The organism is Ruegeria halocynthiae (assembly GCF_000743705.1).
Classification (GTDB): Bacteria; Pseudomonadota; Alphaproteobacteria; order Rhodobacterales; family Rhodobacteraceae; genus Ruegeria; species Ruegeria halocynthiae_B.
The window spans coordinates 12,993-35,001 of record NZ_JQEZ01000003.1 but is presented as its reverse complement, the minus strand read 5'-3'; the positions used below and the strand labels follow the sequence as shown (position 1 = coordinate 35,001).

22 protein-coding genes are annotated in these 22,009 nt (G+C 58.9%); 13 read left to right on the top strand and 9 right to left on the bottom strand.

All coding sequences use genetic code 11. The features are described from left to right. The first annotated feature begins 58 nt into the window (after window positions 1–58). Window positions 59–916: an ABC transporter six-transmembrane domain-containing protein gene (locus tag JT51_RS11080; RefSeq protein WP_037312347.1), complete on the top strand. Its 858-nt coding sequence runs from the start codon at window positions 59–61 to the stop codon at window positions 914–916. A gap of 21 nt (window positions 917–937) precedes the next feature. Here the strand turns inward: JT51_RS11080 and JT51_RS11075 are convergent, their stop codons facing one another. From JT51_RS11075 to ubiT, 5 genes are read right to left on the bottom strand one after another with little or no spacing between them, the layout of a single operon-like run. Beyond that, on the bottom strand, window positions 938–1,438 hold the full coding sequence (locus JT51_RS11075) for a DUF2478 domain-containing protein (protein ID WP_037312344.1): 501 nt from the start codon (window positions 1,436–1,438) through the stop codon (window positions 938–940). Then, a complete protein-coding gene (locus JT51_RS11070) occupies window positions 1,435–2,691 on the bottom strand; it encodes an NnrS family protein (protein ID WP_081894662.1) in 1,257 nt (418 codons plus the stop codon). Before JT51_RS11070 ends, JT51_RS11075 begins: the two co-directional genes overlap by 4 nt. Continuing rightward, entirely contained in the window at window positions 2,667–3,569 is a 903-nt protein-coding gene (gene ubiV, locus JT51_RS11065) for a ubiquinone anaerobic biosynthesis protein UbiV (protein WP_037312338.1), read from the bottom strand. Before ubiV ends, JT51_RS11070 begins: the two co-directional genes overlap by 25 nt. 4 nt (window positions 3,570–3,573) lie before the next feature. Then, complete coding sequence (ubiU, locus tag JT51_RS11060) at window positions 3,574–4,551, bottom strand: ubiquinone anaerobic biosynthesis protein UbiU (protein ID WP_037312335.1); 978 nt, start codon at window positions 4,549–4,551, stop codon at window positions 3,574–3,576. Further along, window positions 4,551–5,093 carry a ubiquinone anaerobic biosynthesis accessory factor UbiT gene (gene ubiT / locus JT51_RS11055; RefSeq protein WP_235216164.1) on the bottom strand — a complete coding sequence of 181 codons (543 nt, stop codon included), beginning with the start codon at window positions 5,091–5,093 and terminating at the stop codon, window positions 4,551–4,553. The genes ubiU and ubiT overlap by 1 nt, the downstream gene beginning before the upstream one ends. Before the next feature lie 145 nt (window positions 5,094–5,238). On the opposite strand from ubiT, the gene JT51_RS11050 reads away from it, so the two are divergent. The 7 genes from JT51_RS11050 to JT51_RS11020 all read left to right on the top strand — a co-directional run bounded on the left by JT51_RS11050 (window position 5,239) and on the right by JT51_RS11020 (window position 13,250). After that, on the top strand, window positions 5,239–6,738 hold the full coding sequence (locus JT51_RS11050) for a UbiD family decarboxylase (protein WP_037312332.1): 1,500 nt from the start codon (window positions 5,239–5,241) through the stop codon (window positions 6,736–6,738). Further along, a complete protein-coding gene (locus tag JT51_RS11045) occupies window positions 6,735–7,307 on the top strand; it encodes a UbiX family flavin prenyltransferase (RefSeq protein WP_037312327.1) in 573 nt (190 codons plus the stop codon). Before JT51_RS11050 ends, JT51_RS11045 begins: the two co-directional genes overlap by 4 nt. Before the next feature lie 242 nt (window positions 7,308–7,549). Next, window positions 7,550–8,446 (top strand): siderophore ABC transporter substrate-binding protein, encoded by an 897-nt coding sequence (locus JT51_RS11040; protein WP_037314055.1) that lies wholly within the window; start codon window positions 7,550–7,552, stop codon window positions 8,444–8,446. Between the two features lies 1 nt (window position 8,447). Beyond that, window positions 8,448–9,389: an iron chelate uptake ABC transporter family permease subunit gene (locus JT51_RS11035; protein ID WP_037312324.1), complete on the top strand. Its 942-nt coding sequence runs from the start codon at window positions 8,448–8,450 to the stop codon at window positions 9,387–9,389. Continuing rightward, on the top strand, window positions 9,379–10,317 hold the full coding sequence (locus tag JT51_RS11030) for an iron chelate uptake ABC transporter family permease subunit (RefSeq protein WP_235216163.1): 939 nt from the start codon (window positions 9,379–9,381) through the stop codon (window positions 10,315–10,317). The genes JT51_RS11035 and JT51_RS11030 overlap by 11 nt, the downstream gene beginning before the upstream one ends. Beyond that, on the top strand, window positions 10,314–11,066 hold the full coding sequence (locus JT51_RS11025; protein WP_037312317.1) for an ABC transporter ATP-binding protein: 753 nt from the start codon (window positions 10,314–10,316) through the stop codon (window positions 11,064–11,066). Before JT51_RS11030 ends, JT51_RS11025 begins: the two co-directional genes overlap by 4 nt. Before the next feature lie 132 nt (window positions 11,067–11,198). Further along, window positions 11,199–13,250, top strand: a complete 2,052-nt coding sequence (locus JT51_RS11020; RefSeq protein WP_037312314.1) for a TonB-dependent receptor domain-containing protein — start codon at window positions 11,199–11,201, stop codon at window positions 13,248–13,250. 36 nt (window positions 13,251–13,286) lie between these two features. Here the strand turns inward: JT51_RS11020 and JT51_RS11015 are convergent, their stop codons facing one another. Beyond that, the gene (locus JT51_RS11015) at window positions 13,287–13,766 is read right to left on the bottom strand and encodes a MarR family winged helix-turn-helix transcriptional regulator (protein WP_081894661.1); all 480 of its coding nucleotides are present in this window, start codon (window positions 13,764–13,766) and stop codon (window positions 13,287–13,289) included. A 103-nt stretch (window positions 13,767–13,869) separates the two neighbouring features. Then, window positions 13,870–15,129 carry an MFS transporter gene (locus tag JT51_RS11010; protein WP_037312310.1) on the bottom strand — a complete coding sequence of 420 codons (1,260 nt, stop codon included), beginning with the start codon at window positions 15,127–15,129 and terminating at the stop codon, window positions 13,870–13,872. Window positions 15,130–15,316: 187 nt separating this feature from the next. Here JT51_RS11010 and cyoA point away from each other — a divergent pair, with 187 nt between their 5' ends. The 5 genes from cyoA to JT51_RS10985 are packed head-to-tail and all read left to right on the top strand — an operon-like array spanning window position 15,317 to window position 20,149. Continuing rightward, entirely contained in the window at window positions 15,317–16,378 is a 1,062-nt protein-coding gene (gene cyoA / locus JT51_RS11005) for a ubiquinol oxidase subunit II (protein WP_037312307.1), read from the top strand. Between the two features lie 33 nt (window positions 16,379–16,411). Next, window positions 16,412–18,445: a cytochrome o ubiquinol oxidase subunit I gene (gene cyoB / locus JT51_RS11000; protein ID WP_051927508.1), complete on the top strand. Its 2,034-nt coding sequence runs from the start codon at window positions 16,412–16,414 to the stop codon at window positions 18,443–18,445. After that, window positions 18,445–19,086 (top strand): cytochrome o ubiquinol oxidase subunit III, encoded by a 642-nt coding sequence (cyoC, locus tag JT51_RS10995; protein ID WP_037312305.1) that lies wholly within the window; start codon window positions 18,445–18,447, stop codon window positions 19,084–19,086. The genes cyoB and cyoC overlap by 1 nt, the downstream gene beginning before the upstream one ends. Continuing rightward, complete coding sequence (cyoD, locus tag JT51_RS10990) at window positions 19,083–19,439, top strand: cytochrome o ubiquinol oxidase subunit IV (RefSeq protein WP_051927507.1); 357 nt, start codon at window positions 19,083–19,085, stop codon at window positions 19,437–19,439. The genes cyoC and cyoD overlap by 4 nt, the downstream gene beginning before the upstream one ends. Then, entirely contained in the window at window positions 19,436–20,149 is a 714-nt protein-coding gene (locus JT51_RS10985) for an SURF1 family protein (protein WP_037312300.1), read from the top strand. Before cyoD ends, JT51_RS10985 begins: the two co-directional genes overlap by 4 nt. Window positions 20,150–20,239: 90 nt before the next feature. Here JT51_RS10985 and JT51_RS10980 read toward each other — a convergent pair whose 3' ends face one another. Together JT51_RS10980 and JT51_RS10975 are read right to left on the bottom strand one after the other, a co-directional pair. After that, window positions 20,240–20,650, bottom strand: coding sequence for a phasin family protein (locus tag JT51_RS10980; RefSeq protein WP_037312297.1), 411 nt, complete (start codon window positions 20,648–20,650; stop codon window positions 20,240–20,242). A gap of 104 nt (window positions 20,651–20,754) precedes the next feature. Further along, window positions 20,755–22,008 carry a DUF445 domain-containing protein gene (locus JT51_RS10975; protein WP_037312294.1) on the bottom strand — a complete coding sequence of 418 codons (1,254 nt, stop codon included), beginning with the start codon at window positions 22,006–22,008 and terminating at the stop codon, window positions 20,755–20,757. Window position 22,009: the final 1 nt, after the last annotated feature.

Here is a 22,009-nt window from a genome sequence, read left to right as displayed (position 1 = left end):
TTTTACCACCTCTCTGCCGTCGCCCGGTGATGGGCCTGCTCACAGACGGCAATGCGCCATGTTGAAAGATCGACGTCTGACCATCAGAACCCTTTTGGATGTGTTTCGCTGGAGGGTCGGGATGACGTGGCTCCTGATCCTGGCGGAAACCGGGATCACGGTTCTGATCCCGCTGTTCATCGGATTTGCCATCGACGGGTTGCTTGATCACGAATTTTTGGCCTTTGTGCATCTGGCCGCACTGCTGGCGGCCCTGATCGTCATTGGTGTGGCCCGGCGGGTATATGACACACGGGTCTACGGAACCGTTCGCGTTGAAATGGGAAAGGCGCTTGCGGCCCGGTTCGCAAGCCTGCCCATTTCGTCACTGAACGCCCGGATCGGCATGGGCCGTGAACTTGCCGATTTTCTGGAAGAGACATTGCCTGCCGCGCTGGCCGGTGTGGTGCAGTTTGTCGTTTCTGCGATCCTGCTCTTTTTCTTTTCGCCGGTACTGGCCCTTGCGGCCTGCGCGGTCATTCTCGTCATGGTCCTGACCTACGCGCTGTTCCATACCAGTTTTCACCGGTTGAACGGAGCGTTGAATGAACAGATGGAACGACAGGTGCGGATACTTGAAACGCGCCGCAACAACCCGGTGCATCACCACCTAAGACGCATACGCCGGTTCGAGGTCAAACTTTCGGACACCGAGGCGGTACTGTATGGTCTGATCTTCATCCTGTTGATCGCTTTGGTCCTGTTCAACCTTTGGTACGCGACCCAGTTCCTGACGGTCACCCCCGGTGCGATCTTTTCGATCGTCAGCTATACGTGGGAGTTCGCCGAGGCGGCGCTGGCATTGCCGATCACCTTGCAAGCCTGGTCGCGCCTGTCGGAAATCACAGCGCGGCTGGAAGGTCGACAGGTGACTTGAACACCGGGTTTGTCCGCCAGATCAGGGTTTGGTGCACCAGCGCCAGAGTGCCTCGCGGTTGTCCGGCAGCTCTTTTGACAGGCCGCCTGCAAACGTCTGGAATGCCTGCCTGTTCGCGGGACTCACACCCACCAATACCGGAATGTCGCGTTCCAGTGCGGTTCCCATCACAGCGCGAAAACCTCTGCCTGCGGCTTCCTCGGGGCCAAATTTGTTCAGAATGAACAGATCTACATCATCAAAGCCGCCCTGTTCGACCTGAGCCACCGCCTGCACAAGGGCGGCAGGGTCAAGACGACACGCATCCGATCCCTGGCCAAGGTTCTGGGTGATCTTGATGATCGGTCCCTCTGGCAGCACCCGAACGCTCATGTCGCATCCGTTCTGGTGCAGGGCAGCATAGCTCAGATCCTTGACGATCCCTCGCAGTTTCAGTCCGCTGGATTGCAAATCGGTGGCCAGTTCTGCCAGCAACCGGTCGGTTTCACCCTGCTTTTGCGAAGAGATGCTTGCGATCTTCATTGCCCTGTCCTTTCTGTCGTGATGATTTCCGTCAATTCGCCATGCCGCCGCCCGCTTAGGACCGGACGCCGCACCGGGCCGGTCAGTGCCGGTAGGAAACCGACAACGAAGGATACCCAGGCAATACACCATATTGCGGCTGCGGCGAACTCTAAGGATGCGCCGGGAAAGACAGGTGCCGCCAGCCGAACCCATGTTGCGGCCCAGATCAGCACGACGCCCGCGATGAATCCCGGCGTCGCCTGCATGTCCCCGCTTTCGGTATGGGCCGCCGCCCGCCCCGAGACGGCCATGATCAAACCAGACATCCCGCCAATGGTAATGGCGTGAAGCGCGTCAGACGCGGGATAGATTGCCGGGGCGAGGCCCGCCAAGCCGACAACGATCAGCCCCAGAGACAGCCATAGGAATGCCAGATGAAGGGCGGCTAGTAGCGGGTCAGACAAAACAGACAGGCCGTGCCACCGGCGCATGACCCATAGCAATGCCATTCCGGCGCTGATCATCGTGGCGTTTGCCATGTCATCCCACCCGATCAGCATCATGACTATGCAGGCCACCAACAGCACCTGAACCACGGGCGCATCCCGATTAATTTTAAAAGCTTGCCCGTTTCGCGCAAACCAGTTTTGGGTAAAGGCCGGGATGGCCCGCATCCCGACACTGGCCATCAGCAAAACCAGACCGGTCAGCACAGCAGGAACCAGCGTCAGGCTTGCCCATGGCCTTTCGCTCAGCGCCACTGTGGCAAACAGAACTTCCCCTAACCCAAGTGCTGCAACCGCAAACACATAGCCGAGCTTGAGGTGTGAACCCGCTGAGATCAGGCGGGCGCCGAGGATTGCGGCCAACAACAGAAAATATCCGGCATTGAACAAGATCGGCAGCGCGTGCGGAACATGGAGCGACAGCGCCAGGGCAAGACGCGCAAGCAGCCAGATCAGTACCAGCGCCTTCAGCAGGCCCCCGCGCACCGGTGGGGTTGCGGTCCAACCCGGCAGGGCCGTCAACAGGTATCCGCCAATCGCAGCACCGGCAAATCCGAAAATCAGCTCGTGGATATGCCAGATCGCCGCCGGTTCAAAGGCTGGGGAGGGAACGCCCAATGTGACGCCAAGCGGCCACCAGGCCACGGTAAACAGGGCGCATAGAAACGCCGCAAGAAACAGCGGGCGATGAGGGGCCTCCCAGAAATCCTGAAAGGCCCTGTTTTCACCCGAGGCTGGGATCATTGCGGTTTGGTACCGGACCATTCTGCGCCAAATTCCCCTGTCAGAAACCCATCGCTCAGGCGTGTGCCGGGATTGGTGGATAGAATTTCATGCGCCAGATCGCCCGGTGCCAGATTGTGGTCGATACGTTGGCGATACAGTGTGCAAAGCCGCGTAAACCCGTTGGAGTGCGGTGAAAGCCGCAGGGCCGACACGCCCGCGGATCGCAGCGTTTCAATCTGATAATCCGTGCAGGCATAGCTGTCTGACAGGGTCTGCACGCCGTTCGTCGCCATAAAGGGCTTGCCGTCCCGGGTCAGCACATCCAGCCCATCAGCATCTTCCTCGCAGGCGAATTGGCAATTGTCCTTGGTGCGGCCATGCAGGCGCGCATGATAGCAACGCCCCGAGATTGCCAGCGGCAACCGCCCGTGACCCCAGACTTCGATCGCGACGCCCAGATCCTCTGCTGCCCGGACCAGTGTCGCAACCGATTCAAGCGGCAGCTCTGGTGGCAGGCAAACACGCTTTGCACCCCGCGCGGCCAACCACCGCAGGGTGCCCTCGTTGTACACATTCACCAGCGGCCCAACCCAGAACGCGCACCCTTCGGGCAGATAGGCCAGCACCGTCAGGTCGTTGATTTCCACCGTTACACCCATCTCGGCCAATTCTGTGGTCAGTTTGCGTTCACGCTTTAGCGTCACCAGTGCAAGGCTGGTCAGGGCTACTTCTTTTCCGGCTTCAAGCAGGCGCGATACCGCCTCGGGAATTCGATCCTGATAAAAGGGCAACCGTTTCGAGCAGACAAGTTCTCCGATCACGACGCGGTTTGCGGGCGCTTGGGCCAGATCGTCGTAAAACTCGCTCCAGCGGTCGGCGGCCCAAAAGAACTGGTTCGGCCCGATTGTCAGGTCCATCGTGCTATCTCCATGTTTTTTTGTAGGCACCAGTTGTCATTGCCTGACCTTCGGACAGGCGGGCCAACATGCCTTCGGGCAAGGGGCGACCGGCTTCAAGCGCGTCAACCGCTGCCCGAAAATTGCGCACGACCTGTGCAACATAGGATTTCGACCGCTGCCGACCCTCGATCTTGAGGGCGGTCACACCAGCCTTGTGCAATTGCGGGATCAACCTTTCGGCGTTCAGGCTGACAGGGTCTTCGAACAGGTGCCCGGTTTTGTCCCCGGCCGAGAAACACCCCTTGCACAGGGTCGGATAGGGGGCGGGTTGGCCTTTTTCGACCCGGTGGATGAGGTATCCGCCCAGTCGGGCATCCAGCGCCCCCTGATCTTCGGCATAGTCAACGTGGCTGGCTGGTGAGCAGACGCCGTTCATGTTCGGCGACAACCCGGTCGCGTAAGAAGACAGTGAGCAGCGGCCTTCTGCCATGACACATAACCCGCCAAAGACGAACACTTCGGTTTCTACTGTTGTTTCAGCATTGATGGCGGCGATTTCCGGCACCGACAGGACCCGTGGCAGCACCACCCGTTTTACATCGAAGGTCTTGGCGTAAAAGTTGATGATATCGGCGTTGGCCGCCGCCGCCTGCACCGAAAGATGCCTGCGCAAACGCGGGTGATTGCGCGATGCGTGGTCCAGCAGGCCGGGATCAGCCAGGATCACAGCGTTTGCACCACAGGCATCCGCATCGCTGATCGCGTGGTGCCAGATCACCTCGTCCCCGGCGCGGGGAAAGGTATTGATGGCCACCAGCACCTTGGCGCCGTGGTCATGGGCAAAGGCCACCCCGTCGCGCATTTCTGACCTGCTGAAGTTCAGGCCAGGGAAATTGCGCGCATTGGTTTCATCGTTAAAGCCGCAATAAACGGTATGCGCCCCGGCTTTGACAGCGGCGCGCAGGGCGGCGGGTGTGCCCGCCGGGCAAACAATTTCCATTACCATATCACGCTGTCCTCGGGCCGGTTCAGGCACAGCCCGGTCTGACGTTCTGCAAAAGCGATCAACTGCTGAACAGGCCGTGCAAACGGGCCGGACAATGCGGTGGCCTCTTGCGCCAAATTCAGCTCCGCATCGTCGATTGCGTTGCGCAGGGCCAGGGCCGCGCCGGTGTCGCCCTCAACCACCAAATCGCGCGAGAAAAACAGCGCGTCGCCATCAAACGCCCCGTGAACCAACCCAAGCAGCGCGGCCAGAGGGCCGGAAATACGTGCGGCCCCCTTTGATGGTTGTCGACAGAGTGTCACCTTTGGCAACCCACCATTGGGATTCAGGCACATCACTATCGGCAGGTCAGTTGGATCAAGAACAAAACCTGTCCGGTCATATTCACCAAGGCGTTGGACCAGGCCGGGATTGTTCTGTGCGATCCGACGCGAAAACACAGTCAGCGAAAGCGATAAAGGCGCAAGCGGGACAACCCGCAGCATCGCCGCCAACGCGGCAGGGCAATGCGGGATCGGATTTTGAGGATGGGACAAACAGACCTCCTGCTGTCTCGACAAGGGTGACCAGTTGCGTCTTGGTAGGCCGGTCTTGAGTGCGGGAAATTGACTGTTGTCAATTCCGCCGCCCGGTTTGGCTGATAGGGCAAAGAAAGTTCACCGAAGCCTTCTTGGTCGCACCATGCCCTCACATCCTACTCTTCGCCATTTTCTCAGGTGGTGCGCAGATACCGATCAATTCAAAGCTGTCCCTGATCCGGTGTCGGTTCGTCATCAGATGACAGCGGTCCACCGCACCGTGTTAGAGGCGGGCGGGCCGGTTCTGCAATTCGATCAGCCCATGCTGGACAAGGGCAGGCGGTCAGAAATCCCTGTGGTGGTCAATCTGTTTGGCACCGCCGCGCGGGTCGCGGCTGGGTTGGGCGTTTCGGTTGAGGGTCTGAATGACCTGGGGGCGTTTCTTGCTGCACTTCGCGCGCCCGCGCCTCCAGACGGTCTGCGCGATGCGTTTTCGCGGTGGCCCATGTTGAAAGCTGCCCTTGCGACCCGGCCCAAATCGGTTCGAAAGGCACCGGTTCAGGACGTGGTCCGCTGCGGGTCCGATGTAGAGTTGACCGCGCTGCCGATTCAGACCCATTGGCCGGGCGATGCTGGGCCGCTTATCACCTGGCCGGTGGTTGTAACCCGGCCCTATGGCGGTCAGCCGGACAATGCGAGCAGCTATAATGCGGGTGTCTACCGCGTTCAGGTTCTGGACCAAAACCGCCTGATCATGCGTTGGCTGCCGCATCGCGGCGGGGCCGCCCATCATCGTAGCTGGGTCCAGCACAACGAAAAGATGCCTGTGGCCATTGTTCTGGGCGCAAACCCTGCAACTTTGCTTTCGGCGGCGCTGCCGCTGCCGGAGGCAGTGTCCGAGCTGACCTTTGCGGGCGCGCTGACTGGTGCGCGCCCTAAGATGGTGCTGGCAAAGACCCTGCCGCTTTTGGTTCCGGCAGATGCGGAAATCATCTTGGAAGGCTGGGTGTCCCCCAGCGAAACCGCCCCCGAAGGCCCCTTTGGCGACCACACCGGGTACTATAACCCGGCGGAGCCCTTTCCAGTGATGCAGGTCAGCGCGGTCACCCATCGCGAAGCGCCTCTTTATCTGTCCACCTATACCGGCCGTCCGCCGGATGAACCCGCGATCATCGGTGAGGTGTTCAATCAACTGGCCTTGCCGACAATCCGTGCCCAGATTCCTGAGGTGCGGGATCTGTGGTTGCCGCCCGCTGCCTGCTCATACCGTATTGCGGTCGTCAGTATCGACAAGCGGTATCCGGGGCAGGCACGCAGGGTCATGATGGCGCTGTGGGGGATGTTGCCGCAGTTCAGCTATACCAAAATGATTGTGGCCGTGGATTCGGATATCGACCCCAGAAACTGGGACGACATAGCCTGGGCGCTGGCCACGCGTATGGACCCTGCCCGGGACGTGATGTTGTTGGAAAATACACCTATGGATTACCTTGATTTCGCCTCACCCCAGCCCGGTTTGGCGGGCAAGATGGGCTTGGATGCCACCACCAAGATCGGCAGTGAAACACAGCGCGAATGGGGGCAGGTCATGCAAATTTCGGACGCAAGCGCCGCCTTTGCATCCAATCTGGTCGACCGGATTCTGCCGGGGTTGCACCAATGACCGAACACCGCGTCATATTGGGTGTCTCGGGCGCGTCAGGCGCAGCCCTCGCCCTTGCGATTGCCCGCTGGTTTTCGAAACTGGAGGTCGAGGTCGATCTGGTTGTCAGCAGGGCCGCCCATCTGACACTGGCGCAGGAATGCGGTGCAGATGCATTGGATGAGCTGCGCGATCTGGTAACCCGCTGCCATGCCAACGACGATGTCGGCGCCAGCATTGCGTCGGGTTCGGTCCCGGTGGCGGGCATGATCGTTGCGCCCTGTTCGATGCGATCCCTTGCCGCGATCTCGCACGGGCTGGACGATAATCTGCTGACCCGCGCGGCCAGCGTGCAGCTCAAGGAACGCAGGCGGCTGGTGCTGCTGACCCGCGAAGCGCCTCTGACGCTGGCGCATCTGCGAAACATGACCGCCGCGACGGAAATGGGTGCCGTCATTCTGCCTCCGGTTCCGGCATTCTATCTTGGGCCGCGTGACCTGACCGAGATTGTCGACCAAATCGCGGCCCGCGCCGTCGATTGCCTGGGGGTTTGCCCGCCGGTGGCCAAGCGGTGGTTGTCAACGGCATAATGGGTGAGATCAGCCAACGCCACGCTTGAACATCAAGTCGCCGGGGCTGTGATTTGGCAATCCTTAACAGATGACAGTACGACCCGGGGTCGGTGGAACATCCGCAGAAATGCCAACCAGTTCAAATGGCCGGATTGAGTTCACTGGCCAGATGTGCAAGAAATCGCGCGCCAGTCACATGCAATTGCATCTCGCCAGCTTCATACCTGACCTGAACCCCGGAAATGATCTGAGGACTGATGATGCTTGGCCGCCTGACAGCAATTGCCCTGACCACAATACTTGCCAGCACGGGCCTGGCTGACCCCCTGGATGTCACAACCTTTCGCGGCCCGGCGCAGGTTCCTCAGCATCCGGAAAGAATCGCGGTATTCGACGTTGCCGCAGCCGATACGCTGAATGCGCTGGGGATCCCGATCGCCGGCACGGTTGACGGGCTTTATGTCGATTATCTGGATGGCGTCTTGCAGAATGCCACCGATCTGGGGACATTCTGGGAGCCGGATTTCGAAGGTGTGCATGCGTTGGCACCGGATTTGATCATTGTCGGCAGCCGTACGTCGGATCAGTTGACCAACATGTCCCGTATCGCACCTAGCATCGACATGACCATCGGGGCAGATCTGACGGGCGACGCCTTGGCGCGGCTGCGGGATTATGGTCGGATTTTCGGAAAATCGGATGAGGCCGCCGCGTTGGAAAAGGCATTCTCTGACCGGTTGGAACAGGCTGGCGTTGCGGCCCGTGGTAAGGGTGATGTGCTGATCGTCATGACCAACGGCCCCAAGATCAGCGCCTATGGGTCCGGGGGTCGGTTTGGCTGGTTGCACCATGACGTCGGCCTGCCCGAAGCGGCCCCCGAAATCGGTGCGGCGGTCCACGGCGAGGCGATCTCGTTCGAGTTTATCCGCGACACCGACCCTGACTGGTTGATCGTGGTAGACCGGCTGGCGGCCATCGGCCAACCGGGCGACAGCGCCCGCGCAACGCTGGATAACGCGCTGGTTCAGCAGACAAAGGCATGGCAATCCCGGCAGGTGATTTATCTGAACGCCGCCGACATCTATATTGCCGGAGGCGGCATCCAGTCGATGATGCGCACGCTGGACGATCTGATCACCGGCTTTTCGCCCAGCTGACATGATACGATGGTTTTGCCTGTTGGCGCTGTGCGCGCTGGCCTGCGCCTCATTGTTTGTCGGGGTGATCGACTTGCGCAGCACCCGGCCTGACGAGGTCTGGCCCCTGATCCGGGACAGCCGCTTTCCCCGAACGGTGGCCACACTGCTGACTGGCGCGTCGCTGGCAATCGCAGGCCAGATCATGCAGCAGATCGCGCGCAACCGCTTTGTCGAACCGATGACTTCCGGCACGGGGCAAAGCGCTGCGTTAGGTATTCTGATGACGGCTGTTCTGGTCCCGGCGGCCCCCATCGGGTTCAAGATGGCCATGGCGTCGATCACCGCCCTGGGCGGGTCGTTGCTGTTCTTTGTCATCATCCGTCGCCTGCCGCCGACCCAGCCCTTGCTGGTGCCATTGGTGGGGCTGATCTATGGCGGAGTGGTCGGGGCCGCCGTGACCTATGTGGCCTATCAGGCGGACATGCTGCAATTCATCGAAATCTGGATGAACGGAGAGTTCTCGGGCACGTTGCGTGGCCGGTATGAGTTGCTGTGGCTGGCCGGTCTTGCCGCCGCCCTGAGCTATCTGGTGGCAGATCAGTTTTCGATCATCGGGCTGGGTGAGGCGGTCAGCCTGAATCTGGGTCTGAATTATGCTCAGGTCGTGGTTCTGGGGCTGATCATGATTTCGGTCGTGACCGGGCTGACCGTTGTGACGGTTGGCATGATCCCGTTTGTCGGGCTGGTGGTACCCAATCTTGTCAGCCAATTTACCGGCGACAGCCTGCGCCGGTCCTTGCCGATGACCGCGATGGCCGGGGCGGCATTGGTGCTGGCCGCAGATCTGCTGGGGCGTATGGTGATCTATCCGTTTGAAATGCCGGTTGGCACGGTGATCGGCATTGTCGGTGCGATTGTGTTTCTGTGGCTGCTATATGGCGGGTCCCGGCTTGCGCGTTAGGTTGTTCCTGCTGGCCGGGCTGTTAGCCCTATGTTGCGCCGCTTATCTGAGTCTGGGCGTCAGGGGCGACTGGGGCTTTATACTGGCCTTTCGCGGCCAGAAGCTGGCGGCATTGTTGCTGGTTGGCTTTGCCGTGTCTTGGGCGACCGTGATATTTCAGACCATAACCGGAAATCGCATCCTGACGCCCTCGGTCATGGGGTTCGACGCGCTGTATCTGCTGTTGCTGACGGGCCTGGTCTGGGCCATAGGCGCGCGGACCTATCAGGGCCTGCCGCCACAAGGTATGATGGTGGCAAATGTGGTCTGGATGTGCGGCGCGTCACTGTTGCTGTTCCGTGTGGTTCTGCGGGCGGGCGAGGGTGACATGATGCGCCTGATCCTGACCGGCGTTGTTCTGGCGGTCCTGTTTCACTCGCTCACCGCCTATTTTCGGCGGGTGATTGACCCGAATGAATATGCGGTGGTGCAGGCGGCATCCTTCGCGCGGTTTTCCAATGTCGATACCGGCCTGTTGGCCGTGGCGACCGGATTTTGTCTGGCGGCTGGGGCGGCGGTGTGGCGGATGCGATATCGACTGGATGTCCTGCCGCTTGGGCCGGTGTTGTCCACATCGCTGGGCGAGCCACCCCACAAGGCGCAATGGCAGGTTCTTTTGCTGGTGTCGGTTCTGGTTTCAGTCTCAACCGCGCTGGTGGGGCCGGTGGCCTTTTTCGGGATTCTGGTGACCAGCCTGACCTATCTGATCATCCCGTCCGCGCGCCATGGAGACCTGTTGCCGGCGGCGGCGCTGATTGCGTCGATCATCCTTGTCGGGGGCCAGACCGTGATGGAACGGCTTCTGGATCTCAGCACCCCGCTGAGCGTCGTGGTCGAGTTCCTGGGCGGCCTGATTTTCCTGTTTTTGCTGTTGCGGAGCCTGCGATGATTGAAATCGAAAACCTCTCATACCAAATCGCCGGGCACCCGATCCTGTCAGATGTGTCGCTGCGGCTGGAAAAAGGGGGTCTGGTTGCGCTGGTGGGGCCGAACGGGGCGGGAAAGTCGACCTTGCTGTCCCTGGTCGCGCGATTGGTTCCGCTGCAATCGGGCAGCATTTCAATCGACGGTTTGCAAATCGGTAAGACCGCTGATGACGTGCTGGCGCGGCAACTGGCGATCCTGCCGCAGGACCTGAGCGTGGCCAGCCGGTTGACGGTGCGTGATCTGGTCGGGTTCGGCCGCTATCCCTATCATAAGGGCCGTCCCCGTGCAGAAGACCGCGACCGGGTTGATGCAGTAATCGGTCAGTTTGAACTTACGGCCATCGCCGACCGTCAGCTTGAGAATCTGTCGGGTGGTCAGCGACAACGGGCTTTTGTTGCCATGGCCTTTGCGCAGGATACCGAGTACCTGCTGCTGGATGAGCCGCTGAACAACCTTGATATCTCTGCATCTCGGGCGCTGATGACCCTGCTTCGCGATCTGGTGACAGCGCAGGGCAGAACGGTGGTGATCGTCGTGCATGACATCAATTACGCTGCGGCCTATGCCGACCGCATTATTGCGTTGAAACAAGGGGTGGTTGTTGCTGATGGCACCCCGCGTGAAATCGTGAATTCGGCGCTGCTGCGCGAGGTGTTTCAGACCGGGGCCGAGGTTGCAGTCGTCGGGGGGCGGCCGGTGGTGTTGGTTTAACGCCACGTCCCACATGATCGCGTTAACATGCACTTGCATGTCAGCATCCCAGCCCCTAAAGGGAGCGCGAATTCCCCGCCCGCTCGCGACACGAGCCAGCCAGGTCGCAAGCAAACACACGGGATCACTCAAATGCCTGATAAATTCAACGCGGTTCGCACCAGCCTGCTGTGCGGATCGGCCCTGTCGCTGTTGTTCGGGGCTTCTGCCTTTGCGCAAGAAGCCGAAGCAACGGATGTGACGGTCGAAGAAAAATCCGAAACCGCGACTTCAGACGCCCCCGAAGGCGACGTCTTTTCGCTGGACCCGATCACCGTTCGGGATCGCGACCCGTTGGGCCAGGACGCTGACCGGGGCGCGTCCATCTATCTGTCCGACGCCGAGGTCGAAAACGCCCGTCTGGGCAATGCACGCGACCTGTTCGAAGGGATCTCGAACGTGTCGGTTGGTGGTGCCATCCCGCTGACTCAGAAAATCTATGTCAACGGGATCGACCTGATCAACCTGACCACACAGATCGACGGGGCGTTGCAGAACAACCGGGTGTTCCACCACACCAGCGCCACGGTTTTCGATCCGGGGATGCTGAAGTTCGTTCGGGTTGACCCGGGCATCGCCGCGGCTGATACCGGCCCCAACGCAACCGCCGGTGCGGTGATCCTGGAAACCGTGGACGCCGCCGATGTGATCGAAGACGGCCGCAACGCCGCAGGGACAGCCCGGCTGAGCTATGCCGACAATGGCAGCACCTTTGCACGGTCCCTGGTTTTGGCAACGCGCGGCAGTGGGTTCGAGGCCCTCGGTTATGCGCGCTCGACCACGGGTAACCCTTATGAAGATGGTGACGGTAACAGGACGCAAGGCACCGCCGCTGACATGCAAACCGGGCTTTTGAAATTCGCCTATGAGGGCGATCAAGGTGATCGTATCGAACTGTCCGGCCAGCGCATTCAGGATTCCGAACGCCGCAACGACAAGCCCAATTTCGGCAACTGGGCCCCGCCCCGTGTCATGAACCTGGTGCCGTATGACACGACGCGGTCCAGCTATTCGCTGCAATATTCCAACACGCAGGCGGGTGGTCTTTGGGATCCGCAGGTCGTGATCGGATATTCCGACGCCGAAGTGGAACGCAGGGATCGCGATTTTGACGGAAAATCCAGCACCCTGTCGGGGAAGGTGCAGAATACATTCCACCTGGATGGGGGCTTTCTGGGCGGCGGTTCGATCGTTGCGGGCCTAGATGCCTATGACAAGGATTCGACCTTTAAAGCGCCGACTTATACGCTGAAAGAACGCGGCAAGAACGTCGGGATCTTTACACAGGCCCGGTTCGACCCCACGGACAAGTGGCGCATCTCGACCGGTGCGCGTTATGACTGGCAGGATTTCACCGGAGTCGACGGCACCAAGCTGAGCGATTCAGGCGGAAGCTATAACTTGTCGGCTACTTACTTCGTGATTGATACCCTGTCGCTGCGTGCAGGCTATTCGAACGTATTCGGCGGCTATCAGATCGAAGACAACTATAAATTCTGGAGAACCGATTACACCGGCTTTGAATCGTCGCGCGGTAAAAACATCAACCTTGGGGTCGATTGGGAATCCGGTGCCTTCCGGGTGTCGGGCGAATTGTTCCGGACCACCATCGACAACGCCCGCGTGATGCGGTTCGACCGCCGGTCCAACATGAATCGACACAATTCAGCCGAAGTCCGCAGCCAGGGCTTTAACCTTGATGCTGGCTATAGCTGGTACAACGGCTCGATGCGCTTGACCTACACAAACGCAAATCTCAAAATCAACGGCCAAAACCCCGGTACTTATGAATCGCAGGCCTTTGGTTTCGGCACTCCGATCGGGCAGCGTGTTGCTCTGCAAGTGCAGCAATATGTACCGCAATGGCACGCCCAGTTTGGTGCGACACTGGACGTGGCCTTTGACAATGATTCAACCAAGATCTGTGACACTTGTTCGGGTCTGAAAGGTTATACGGTCGTCAATGTCTATGGTGAGTACACACCGCCGACCTTGCCCAATCTGACGTTGCGCCTGTCGGTCAATAACCTGTTCGATCAGGATTACTCGGACCGTGCGACCTATGGCGCGGATTACGACACCGCGCTGATCCCGCTGAAAGAGCCGGGCCGGACCGTGGTGGTTGAAGCCGTCGCAAGGTTCTAGGAAACCTTGGTCCTGAAACTGCGCGCAAGGGCAGTTTCAGGGCAACAAATTGATCAGCAATCGGGCCAGTTTGTAAGCATCTTCGACATTCAGATGCGGCCCGATTTCAGCCTGTATCGCTTCCCAATACACGGGCCAGATACGCGCGTGCATGCCTTGCCCCTTCTCGGTCAGAAACAGGATCTGCTTGCGCCGGACATCAGCGATATGTTCGCGCCGCAAGACCCCCTCTTTTTCCAGCCGGGTCACGTGGCGGGACAGGGCATACTGCGGAACGAACAGTTTTTCTTCCAGCGCGCTCATTGGTTGACCCTCGGGTCCGGCGCGCTCGACCTCCAGCAGAATCTCGAACCAGATCGGGTCCTTTATCCCGCAGGTTTTCAGCGCCTTGGTAATACGGGGATAAAGCCTGCGGTGCGCGCGGATCAGGTTGAACCAGACACGGTTATAGCTGATGCAATCCTGATCATCGCCAAAAAACAGCGCGTCTTCTGATTGGGATGGGATGGGCGCCAATGGAGGTCCTGCCTTATGGTCATGCCGAGGTCGGATTGATTACGTGTGTCCTTTCTTGGCATGCCCGGGCGCGGTTGAACATGGTGTCCGCGCTAACAACCGATCACGCTGGATTGTGTTTGTTCAACAGGTGCAATGCGGCAAAGGTAACAAGCGCCCCGGACAACAGATACAACCCCGCAGCCCACAATCCGAATGCCGCCGTCAGGCCAATGCCGATCAACGGGGCAAACGCGGCACCGATGATCCACGACAGGTTGGTTGCCATCGCGGACCCGGAATAGCGGTATCTGGTTGAAAACCGTTGCGGCACAATGGCGCTGGCCTGCCCATAGGCCAGCCCCAGCACCATAAAGCCGAACAGAATGTACATGTAAGGATAAGACGCCAATGTCTGGATCATCAGCCCAAGGACTACGATCAAGATCGTGCTAAGCCGGATTACCGTACGCCGGTTATAGCGATCCGCCAGCAATCCCGACGCGATCACGGTCAGCACCGCCAGCGCCCCGCCGATCAACTGCACGGTCAGAACTTCGGTGATTTCATACCGCTCGTAAATCGCGGCAAACGCCAACGGGAACACGGTGACCATGTGAAACAGGGCATAACTGGCCAGTGGCAGGCAGGCTGACAGAAAGATGGTTTTGCCTTCGGTGCGGACAAGCTCGGGCAGGGGGGCTGATTGCATGACTTCGGGTTCGACCCCCAAATCGGAATTCAGCAACCTGACCCGCGCAAAAAGCGACACCACATTCACCGCCATCACCGCAAAAAAGGCAAAGCGCCAGCCCCACTTCAGAAACTCTTCTTCGGTCAGGAACCCGTTCAGGACAAAGAAGATTGCGGCTGCGACGACGAACCCGACCGGGCCACCCAACTGCGGCACCATCGCATAGCGGCCCTTGCGGTCCGCAGGGGCGGCGTTCTGCAATTGCAGCGTCAGTCCGTCCCAGGCACCACCCAGGCCAAGGCCCTGAAGGATGCGCAAGACTGCCAGCAGGACAGGGGCCAGCCAGCCGATTTTGTCATAGCCAGGCAGCAATCCGATCGCGACCGTGGCGGTCCCCAACAGAACCAGTGCCAAGGTGACTTTGCCGACACGGCCAATTTTGTATTGCAGCGTGCGCCCGGCAAGACTGGCGACCGGGCGCGCCAGAAAGGCCAGCGAAAAAATCGCAAAGGATGCCAATGTGCCCGCCAACGGGTCCAGCATTGGAAAAAACAGACGTGGAAACACAAGGGCCGAGGCAATCGCATAGACAAAGAAGCCAAAAAAGTCGGTCACGCGCGCCATGACGACCGTGGTGATCACCTCGTCGATCGTAGCGGTGTAGCGGTATGTGTCTTCAACGCCGGACATGCTATACTCCTGTTTTGACCCATCGTTTCCGGAGCGTCACGCCAAAGGTAAGTGTTAGGGTCATCTTTTGTCGCATTGCAGCACGGCTGAAAAGCTTGCACAAGGGGTCACGCTAGCCGAGGTTCAATATATGTCTTGCCAGCTTAGCAAAATTTCCATCCAAAGCCGATCCAAGAGACGCAAAAACATGAAGCGTGCATTTCTTTCGACAGCGCTGCTGTCGGTCTTCGCATTGTCAGGATGCGATCTGGTTGTCCTAAATCCGTCAGGTGATGTCGCCGCACAGCAGGCCGACCTGATTCTGTATTCAACGGTGCTGATGCTGATCATCATCCTCCCGGTGATGGCGTTGACCGTGTTCTTTGCGTGGAAATACCGCGAATCCAACAAAGAGGCGACCTATGAGCCGGATTGGGATCATTCGACCAGTCTGGAAATCATCATCTGGTCCGTGCCGCTGGCGATTATCATCTGTCTGGCGGGCCTGACCTATGTCGCCACCCACCGGTTGGACCCGTTCGAACCGCTGCGCCGCGTATCCGCTGCCGAGGCGATTGATCCGCAAGTCGAGCCTATGGTGATTCAGGTCTCGGCAATGGATTGGAAATGGTTGTTCATCTACCCTGAACAGGGCATCGCAACTGTCAACGAAGTGGCTGCGGTGGTGGACCGTCCAATTCGGTTTGAGATCACCTCGACCACGGTTATGAACTCGTTCTTTGTGCCCGCTTTGGCCGGTCAGATTTATGCCATGTCCGGAATGCAGACCGAACTGAACGCCGTGATCAACAAACCCGGCGTTTATGACGGATTCTCGGCCAATTACAGCGGCGAGGGTTTTTCCCAGATGCGATTCAAGTTCCACGGCAAGACGCAGGCGGATTTCGACGCCTGGGTCGCGCAGGTGCAGGCGCAGGGGGTGGAACTGGACAGGGAAACACTGGCGCAATTGGACCAGCCCAGCATTTCGCACCCCATAACCTATTACGACACAGTTGAAGACGGGCTGTGGGACAAGATCGTGAACCTGTGCATCGACGACAATTCATTGTGCCTGAACGACATGATGATGGTGGACGCGTTGGGCGGCGGCGGCCTTGAGGGGCTGTGGAACCGCGAGATGTTCCGCGGGCTGTGTTCGGCCGACGATCCCGGTGCGTTGATGGCGATGATCCGCCCGGAAATGCGCCTGCGCGAAAATGAAATCATCACAGCGATGACGTTGGTTCCTCCGGCGTCCGCTAACTGACCTGAAACGAATAAGAAACGGAAAGATAACGCGATGTCGCTATCTAACGAAGCCGCTGATGGTATTGCCCGGGCAACCGGGGTTGATCCGATCTTTGGCAAACTGTCGTGGGGCGTGTTTCCCTTTTACGAACCGATCATCCTTTACACCTTTATTGTGGTAGCAATCGGAGGGGGAGCCGTCGTCGGCGCGCTGACCTATTTCCGGCTATGGGGCTACCTGTGGAAAGAGTGGTTCACCAGCATCGACCACAAGAAGATCGGGATCATGTATATGGTTCTGGGCCTGGTCATGCTGTTGCGTGGCTTTGCCGATGCGCTGATGATGCGCGGCCATCAGGCCATCGCCGCCAGCGGGGGTGAGGGGTTTTTGAACGCCCACCACTATGATCAGATATTTACCGCCCATGGCGTGATCATGATCTTTTTCGTCGCGATGCCCTTTGTCACCGGCTTCATGAACTATGTCATGCCGTTACAGATCGGTGCGCGCGACGTTGCTTTTCCGTTTCTCAACAACCTCAGCTTCTGGCTGACGGTGTCGGGTGCGGTGCTGATCATGATGTCGCTGTTCATCGGCGAATTTTCGACCGCCGGATGGCTGGCCTATGCGCCGTTTTCCGGGCTGGATTACAGCCCCAGCGTTGGCATGGACTATTACCTGTGGTCGCTGAACATCGCGGGCATCGGTACGACCCTGTCGGGGATCAACCTGGTGGTCACCATCGTCAAGATGCGCGCGCCGGGCATGACGTTGATGAAAATGCCGGTTTTCACCTGGACTGCGCTGTGTACCAACATCCTGATCGTGGCGACTTTCCCGGTGCTGACGGCCACGCTGGCGCTGTTGACGGCGGATCGCTATCTGGGCACCCATTTCTTTACCAATGATCTGGGCGGCAATCCGATGATGTACGTGAACCTCATCTGGATTTGGGGCCACCCCGAGGTGTACATTCTGATCCTGCCGATCTTTGGCATCTTTTCCGAGATCGTGCCCACCTTCACCGGCAAGCGCCTGTTTGGCTATACCTCTATGGTTTACGCCACTTGCGTGATCATGATCCTCAGCTATCTGGTTTGGCTGCACCATTTCTTTACCATGGGGGCAGGGGCCAATGTGAACGCCTTTTTTGGCATCACCACGATGGTCATCTCGATCCCCACAGGGGCCAAGATATTCAACTGGCTGTTCACCATGTACAAAGGCCGTATCCGGTTCGAAACGCCGATGCTGTGGGTCATGGGGTTCATGCTGACCTTCGTTCTGGGTGGTATGACCGGCGTGCTGCTGGCGGTGCCGCCAGCGGACTATGTTTTGCACAACTCGCTGTTTCTGATCGCGCATTTCCATAACGTAATCATCGGTGGCGTGGTGTTCGGTATCTTTGCAGGTATCATTTATTGGTGGCCCAAGGCGTTCGGGTTCAAGCTGGAACCGTTCTGGGGCAAAGTCAGCTTCTGGTGCTGGTTGATCGGCTTTTACCTGGCCTTCATGCCGCTGTACGTTCTGGGTCTGATGGGCGTCACCCGCCGCCTCAGCCAGTTCGAGGATACGTTCTATTCGATCTATTTCGTCATCGCCCTGTTCGGCGCGCTGTTTATTGCAGCGGGGATCGGGGCGTTTCTGGTGCAGATCTACGTGTCGATCCGCAGGCGGGACGAATTGCGCGACACAACGGGTGATCCGTGGGGTGGGCGAACACTGGAATGGTCGACATCCTCGCCGCCGCCCTACTACAATTTTGCCTTCACCCCGCGCGTTCACGAGCTGGACGCATTCACCCAGATGAAGCGCGAAGGCTTTGTGCGCCCGACCGAAGGCTTCGTGCCGATCCACATGCCGCGCTATACGGCCACGGGCGTTGTGATGGCCGGGCTTCTGACCGTGATGGGCTTTGCGCTGGTCTGGCATATCTGGTGGCTGGCCGCCGTCAGCTTTGCCGCAACGCTGGTGTATGGCATCGGGCACACGTTCAACTACGACCGCGATTATTACGTTCCGGCGGATGAGGTCAAAGACATCGAAGATCAGCGCACTCAGGCGCTGGCGGGGGCAGCAGAATAATGTCGGATACAGGCGCGAACCCACCCAAAGAGTTCTTTGTGATCGAAGACCCCCATCACGGGGACGACCATGGTGAGCATCACCATGAAACCGGAACCATGCTGGGGTTCTGGATTTACCTGATGAGCGATTGCCTGATCTTCGGCATCCTCTTTGCCACATATGCCGTGCTGGGGCAAAATTATGCGGCTGGCCCCGCTCCGGCGGATCTGTTCGAAATCGAAAAAATCCTGCTGGCCACCTTCGCACTGCTGTTTTCGTCGATCACCTACGGGTTTGCGGTGCTGCGGATGGACATGGACGACCTGCGCGGCACGGTTCTGTGGTTGATCGTCACCGGGCTTTTCGGGGCGGGGTTCCTGTACCTCGAGTTTCAGGAGTTCAGCCACCTGTGGCATATCGGGGCAACCCCGATGGCCAGCGCCTTTTTGTCGTCGTTCTTCTTTCTGGTGGGCACACACGGGCTGCACGTTCTGGGCGGCAGTATCTGGTTGATTGTCCTTTTGATGCAATTGGGTCAACGGGGCCTGACACATGAGAACAAACGCCGGGTCATGTGCCTGAGCCTGTTCTGGCACTTCCTCGATCTGATCTGGATCGGCGTCTTTTCCTTGGTCTATCTCACGGGGGTCCTGCTATGAGCGATCACGCAAAAGGCGGTCACGGTACCTTTAAATCCTATGTCGTCGGATTTCTGTTGTCGGTGGTTCTGACCCTGATCCCATTCTGGATCGTTCTGGGCGACGTGATGGATAACACCGCCTGGGCGGTGGCGATCATCTTTGCCATGGGGGCGACGCAGATGATGGTCCATATCCACTATTTCCTGCATGTCTCGCTTAAGGTCGAGGCCGGTTGGCAGGTCATGTCAATGGGCCTGACCATTCTGCTGTTGGTGATTGTGATGGCCGGGTCGATCTGGGTCATGTTCAATCTGGATGAAAACATGATGCCCGCCCACGAACAGATCGAGAGGGTTCGAAACCTGCCATGACCGACGGAAACACCGCCCGTCAGCCCCTTTGGGTCACGGCTGCGCTGTTGGGTGTGTCGGCGGTGTTGATTGTCGTGTTCGTTCTGCTGGGCAACTGGCAGGTCCGGCGGTTGGTCTGGAAACAGGAGCTGATCGCCGCCGTTGATGCGCGCGCCTTTGGTGAGCCTGCAGGCGTGCCCACGCCATTTGATCCGCACCAACACGCCTATCTGCGAGCCTCTGTTGACGGTCGTTTACTGGATCAACCGGCTGTTCTGGTCAAAGCGGTCACAGGCAGCGGCCCCGGATATTGGGTGATGTCACCGATAAAGACGGATCGGGGTGTGTTGTGGGTCAATCGCGGCTATGTGCCTGCTGAGGTGCAGAACCCTGCGGATTGGTCACCGCTGAGCCTGCCGATCACCGGGCTGTTGCGTCCTGGGGTGTCGGGCGGCACTTTGCTGGAACGCAACGATCCGGCAGCGGGCCGCTGGGTGTCGCGCGATCCGATGGCCATGTCCAAGGCTTTGAACCTTGGGCCAACCTTACCCTATTTCATTGATGCGGATCATCAGGGGGCATCAGGCACCTGGCCTCGCGGGGGGCTGACGGTCGTCCGATTTCGCAACCCGCATCTGGCCTATGCCCTGACATGGTACGCAATGGCGGCCCTGTTCGCCGCCGCGCTGGCCTATCTTATTTGGTCCGGTCGTGTCGCACGCCGATTGTGAATCGGAAACCATTCCTGGTTCTTCCAACAAAAAAAGCGCCGATGAAACCCTTGTTTCATCGGCGCTTTCAATCAGATCTTAGCGTCTGAATTAAGCAGCTTTGCCCGGACGATATGTGTCGATGACTTCTTTCACCGGCGCATATGCTTCTTTGGCTTTGTCCTTGGTCAGCTCAACAACTTCGCGGGCGTTCGCGGCAGTTGCCTCGATGCGCGAGTGCGCGTGTGCCGCGTGCAGGTCCAGAACGTCATTCAGGCATTTGGCCTGAACCGTGTCTTTGCTCAGCTCGACGTAGCCGGTGACTGCCTCTTTGGCGTAACCAAGCAGCGCTTTGTCGACTTCGATGATACCTTCGATGGCTTTGCGGCCTGACGTGAAATAGGCATTGAACAGGCCGGTCAGCGCTTTGCTGGCATTTGTTGCCGAATCCAGTGCCGTGGTGGCAACTTTGGCTTCGGCGGTTTTGGTTTCGGTGGTCGATTTAACGGTCTTGGCTGTCATCGGATATCTCCATTTCAATCAATTGAGCTGAATTTAGGAACTGAAATGCTGCACTGCAACATATTTGTGCTGCGACGCGGCGTAACATCGGAGGCCAAGCCCGCTTAATGAACGCCCAACGTGATCAAATACAGGAATCCACCGACCAAAGCGCCCAGAACCGCCCCGTTGATGCGGATGAACTGCAAGTCCTGCCCAACCTCAAGTTCGATTCGGTTGACCAGATCGGCGCTGTCCCAGTCCGAGATAACCTGCGTCGCATAGCGTACGATAGCCGGGCGCGCTTCTTGCAGCACGGTTGCAAGGCCGCTTTCCAGACGCGCGTTCAACTTCTGCTCAAGCTCTGGCTGTTCCAAAAGCATCTGGGCAAATTCGCGCACCGCGTCGGCCAGAAACTCTCCGGCCTGCTCGGGGTGTTCTTCGAAACCGCGTTCAATGCGCGACAGGATGGCCTCGCCTACGGATTGGACCGTGGCCGCGAATTCCGGTGAATCCGCGTATTGCTGTACACCTTCGGCAATATAACCCTCGATCCGCCCGGCATTCTGAAAGCTGTCCACAAACTGCTCGATGGATGAATTGAATTCCTGCCGCAGCTCGGATTTTTCGTCTGAAAGTTCGTCCAACAGTGACAGGATGCCATCGACTAGCAACCTGACGATCCCTTTGTCCACCGAGGATGCGATCCACCAGCGGCTGTGTTCCTGTACCAGTTCCGTGACCTTGTCGCGGTTCTGGTCGACGACGTTGCGCACCTCAAGCAGGATTTCGTCCAATATCCTGCCGCGGGCCGAATCTTTGAGCAGCCGGGACAGGTTCTGCGCCAGATCAGCCGGGGTTACGGATGTCAGCAGCAACCCCCGAACGATTTTGGTGGCTTTGCTAAAGGCGGCGCCGCGCGACTGGCTTTTCACCACAAGCTGCAACAGCTGGGACAGTTCTCGCGCAACCATCTGGGCGTTTTCGGGCCGGGTCAGCCACCCGGCCAGCCGGTGTACCGGGTTAAATTGCTGTATCCGTGCCAGCACCTGATCGGGAACCAGAAAGTATTCGTCGATGAACCGGGCGATATTGCCCGCCGCCCGTTTCTGGTTTTTCGGCAGCAGCGCGGTATGCGGGATCGGGATGCGCAGCGGATGCCTGAACAGTGCTTCGACCGCGAACCAATCGGCCAGACCACCAACCATGCCCGCCTCGGCCATCGCCCGGATCAGACGCAGCCAGACAGGCGGATCGGTGACCGTGAAACTGGCCGCATAGACCAGAGTCAGAAAAATCAGTATGCCGGTCGCCACCCTGCGAACGCGGCGCGTTCCGGCTGCTTTGTCGGCGTCAAGCCCTGTGCTGGTCGCAGACATG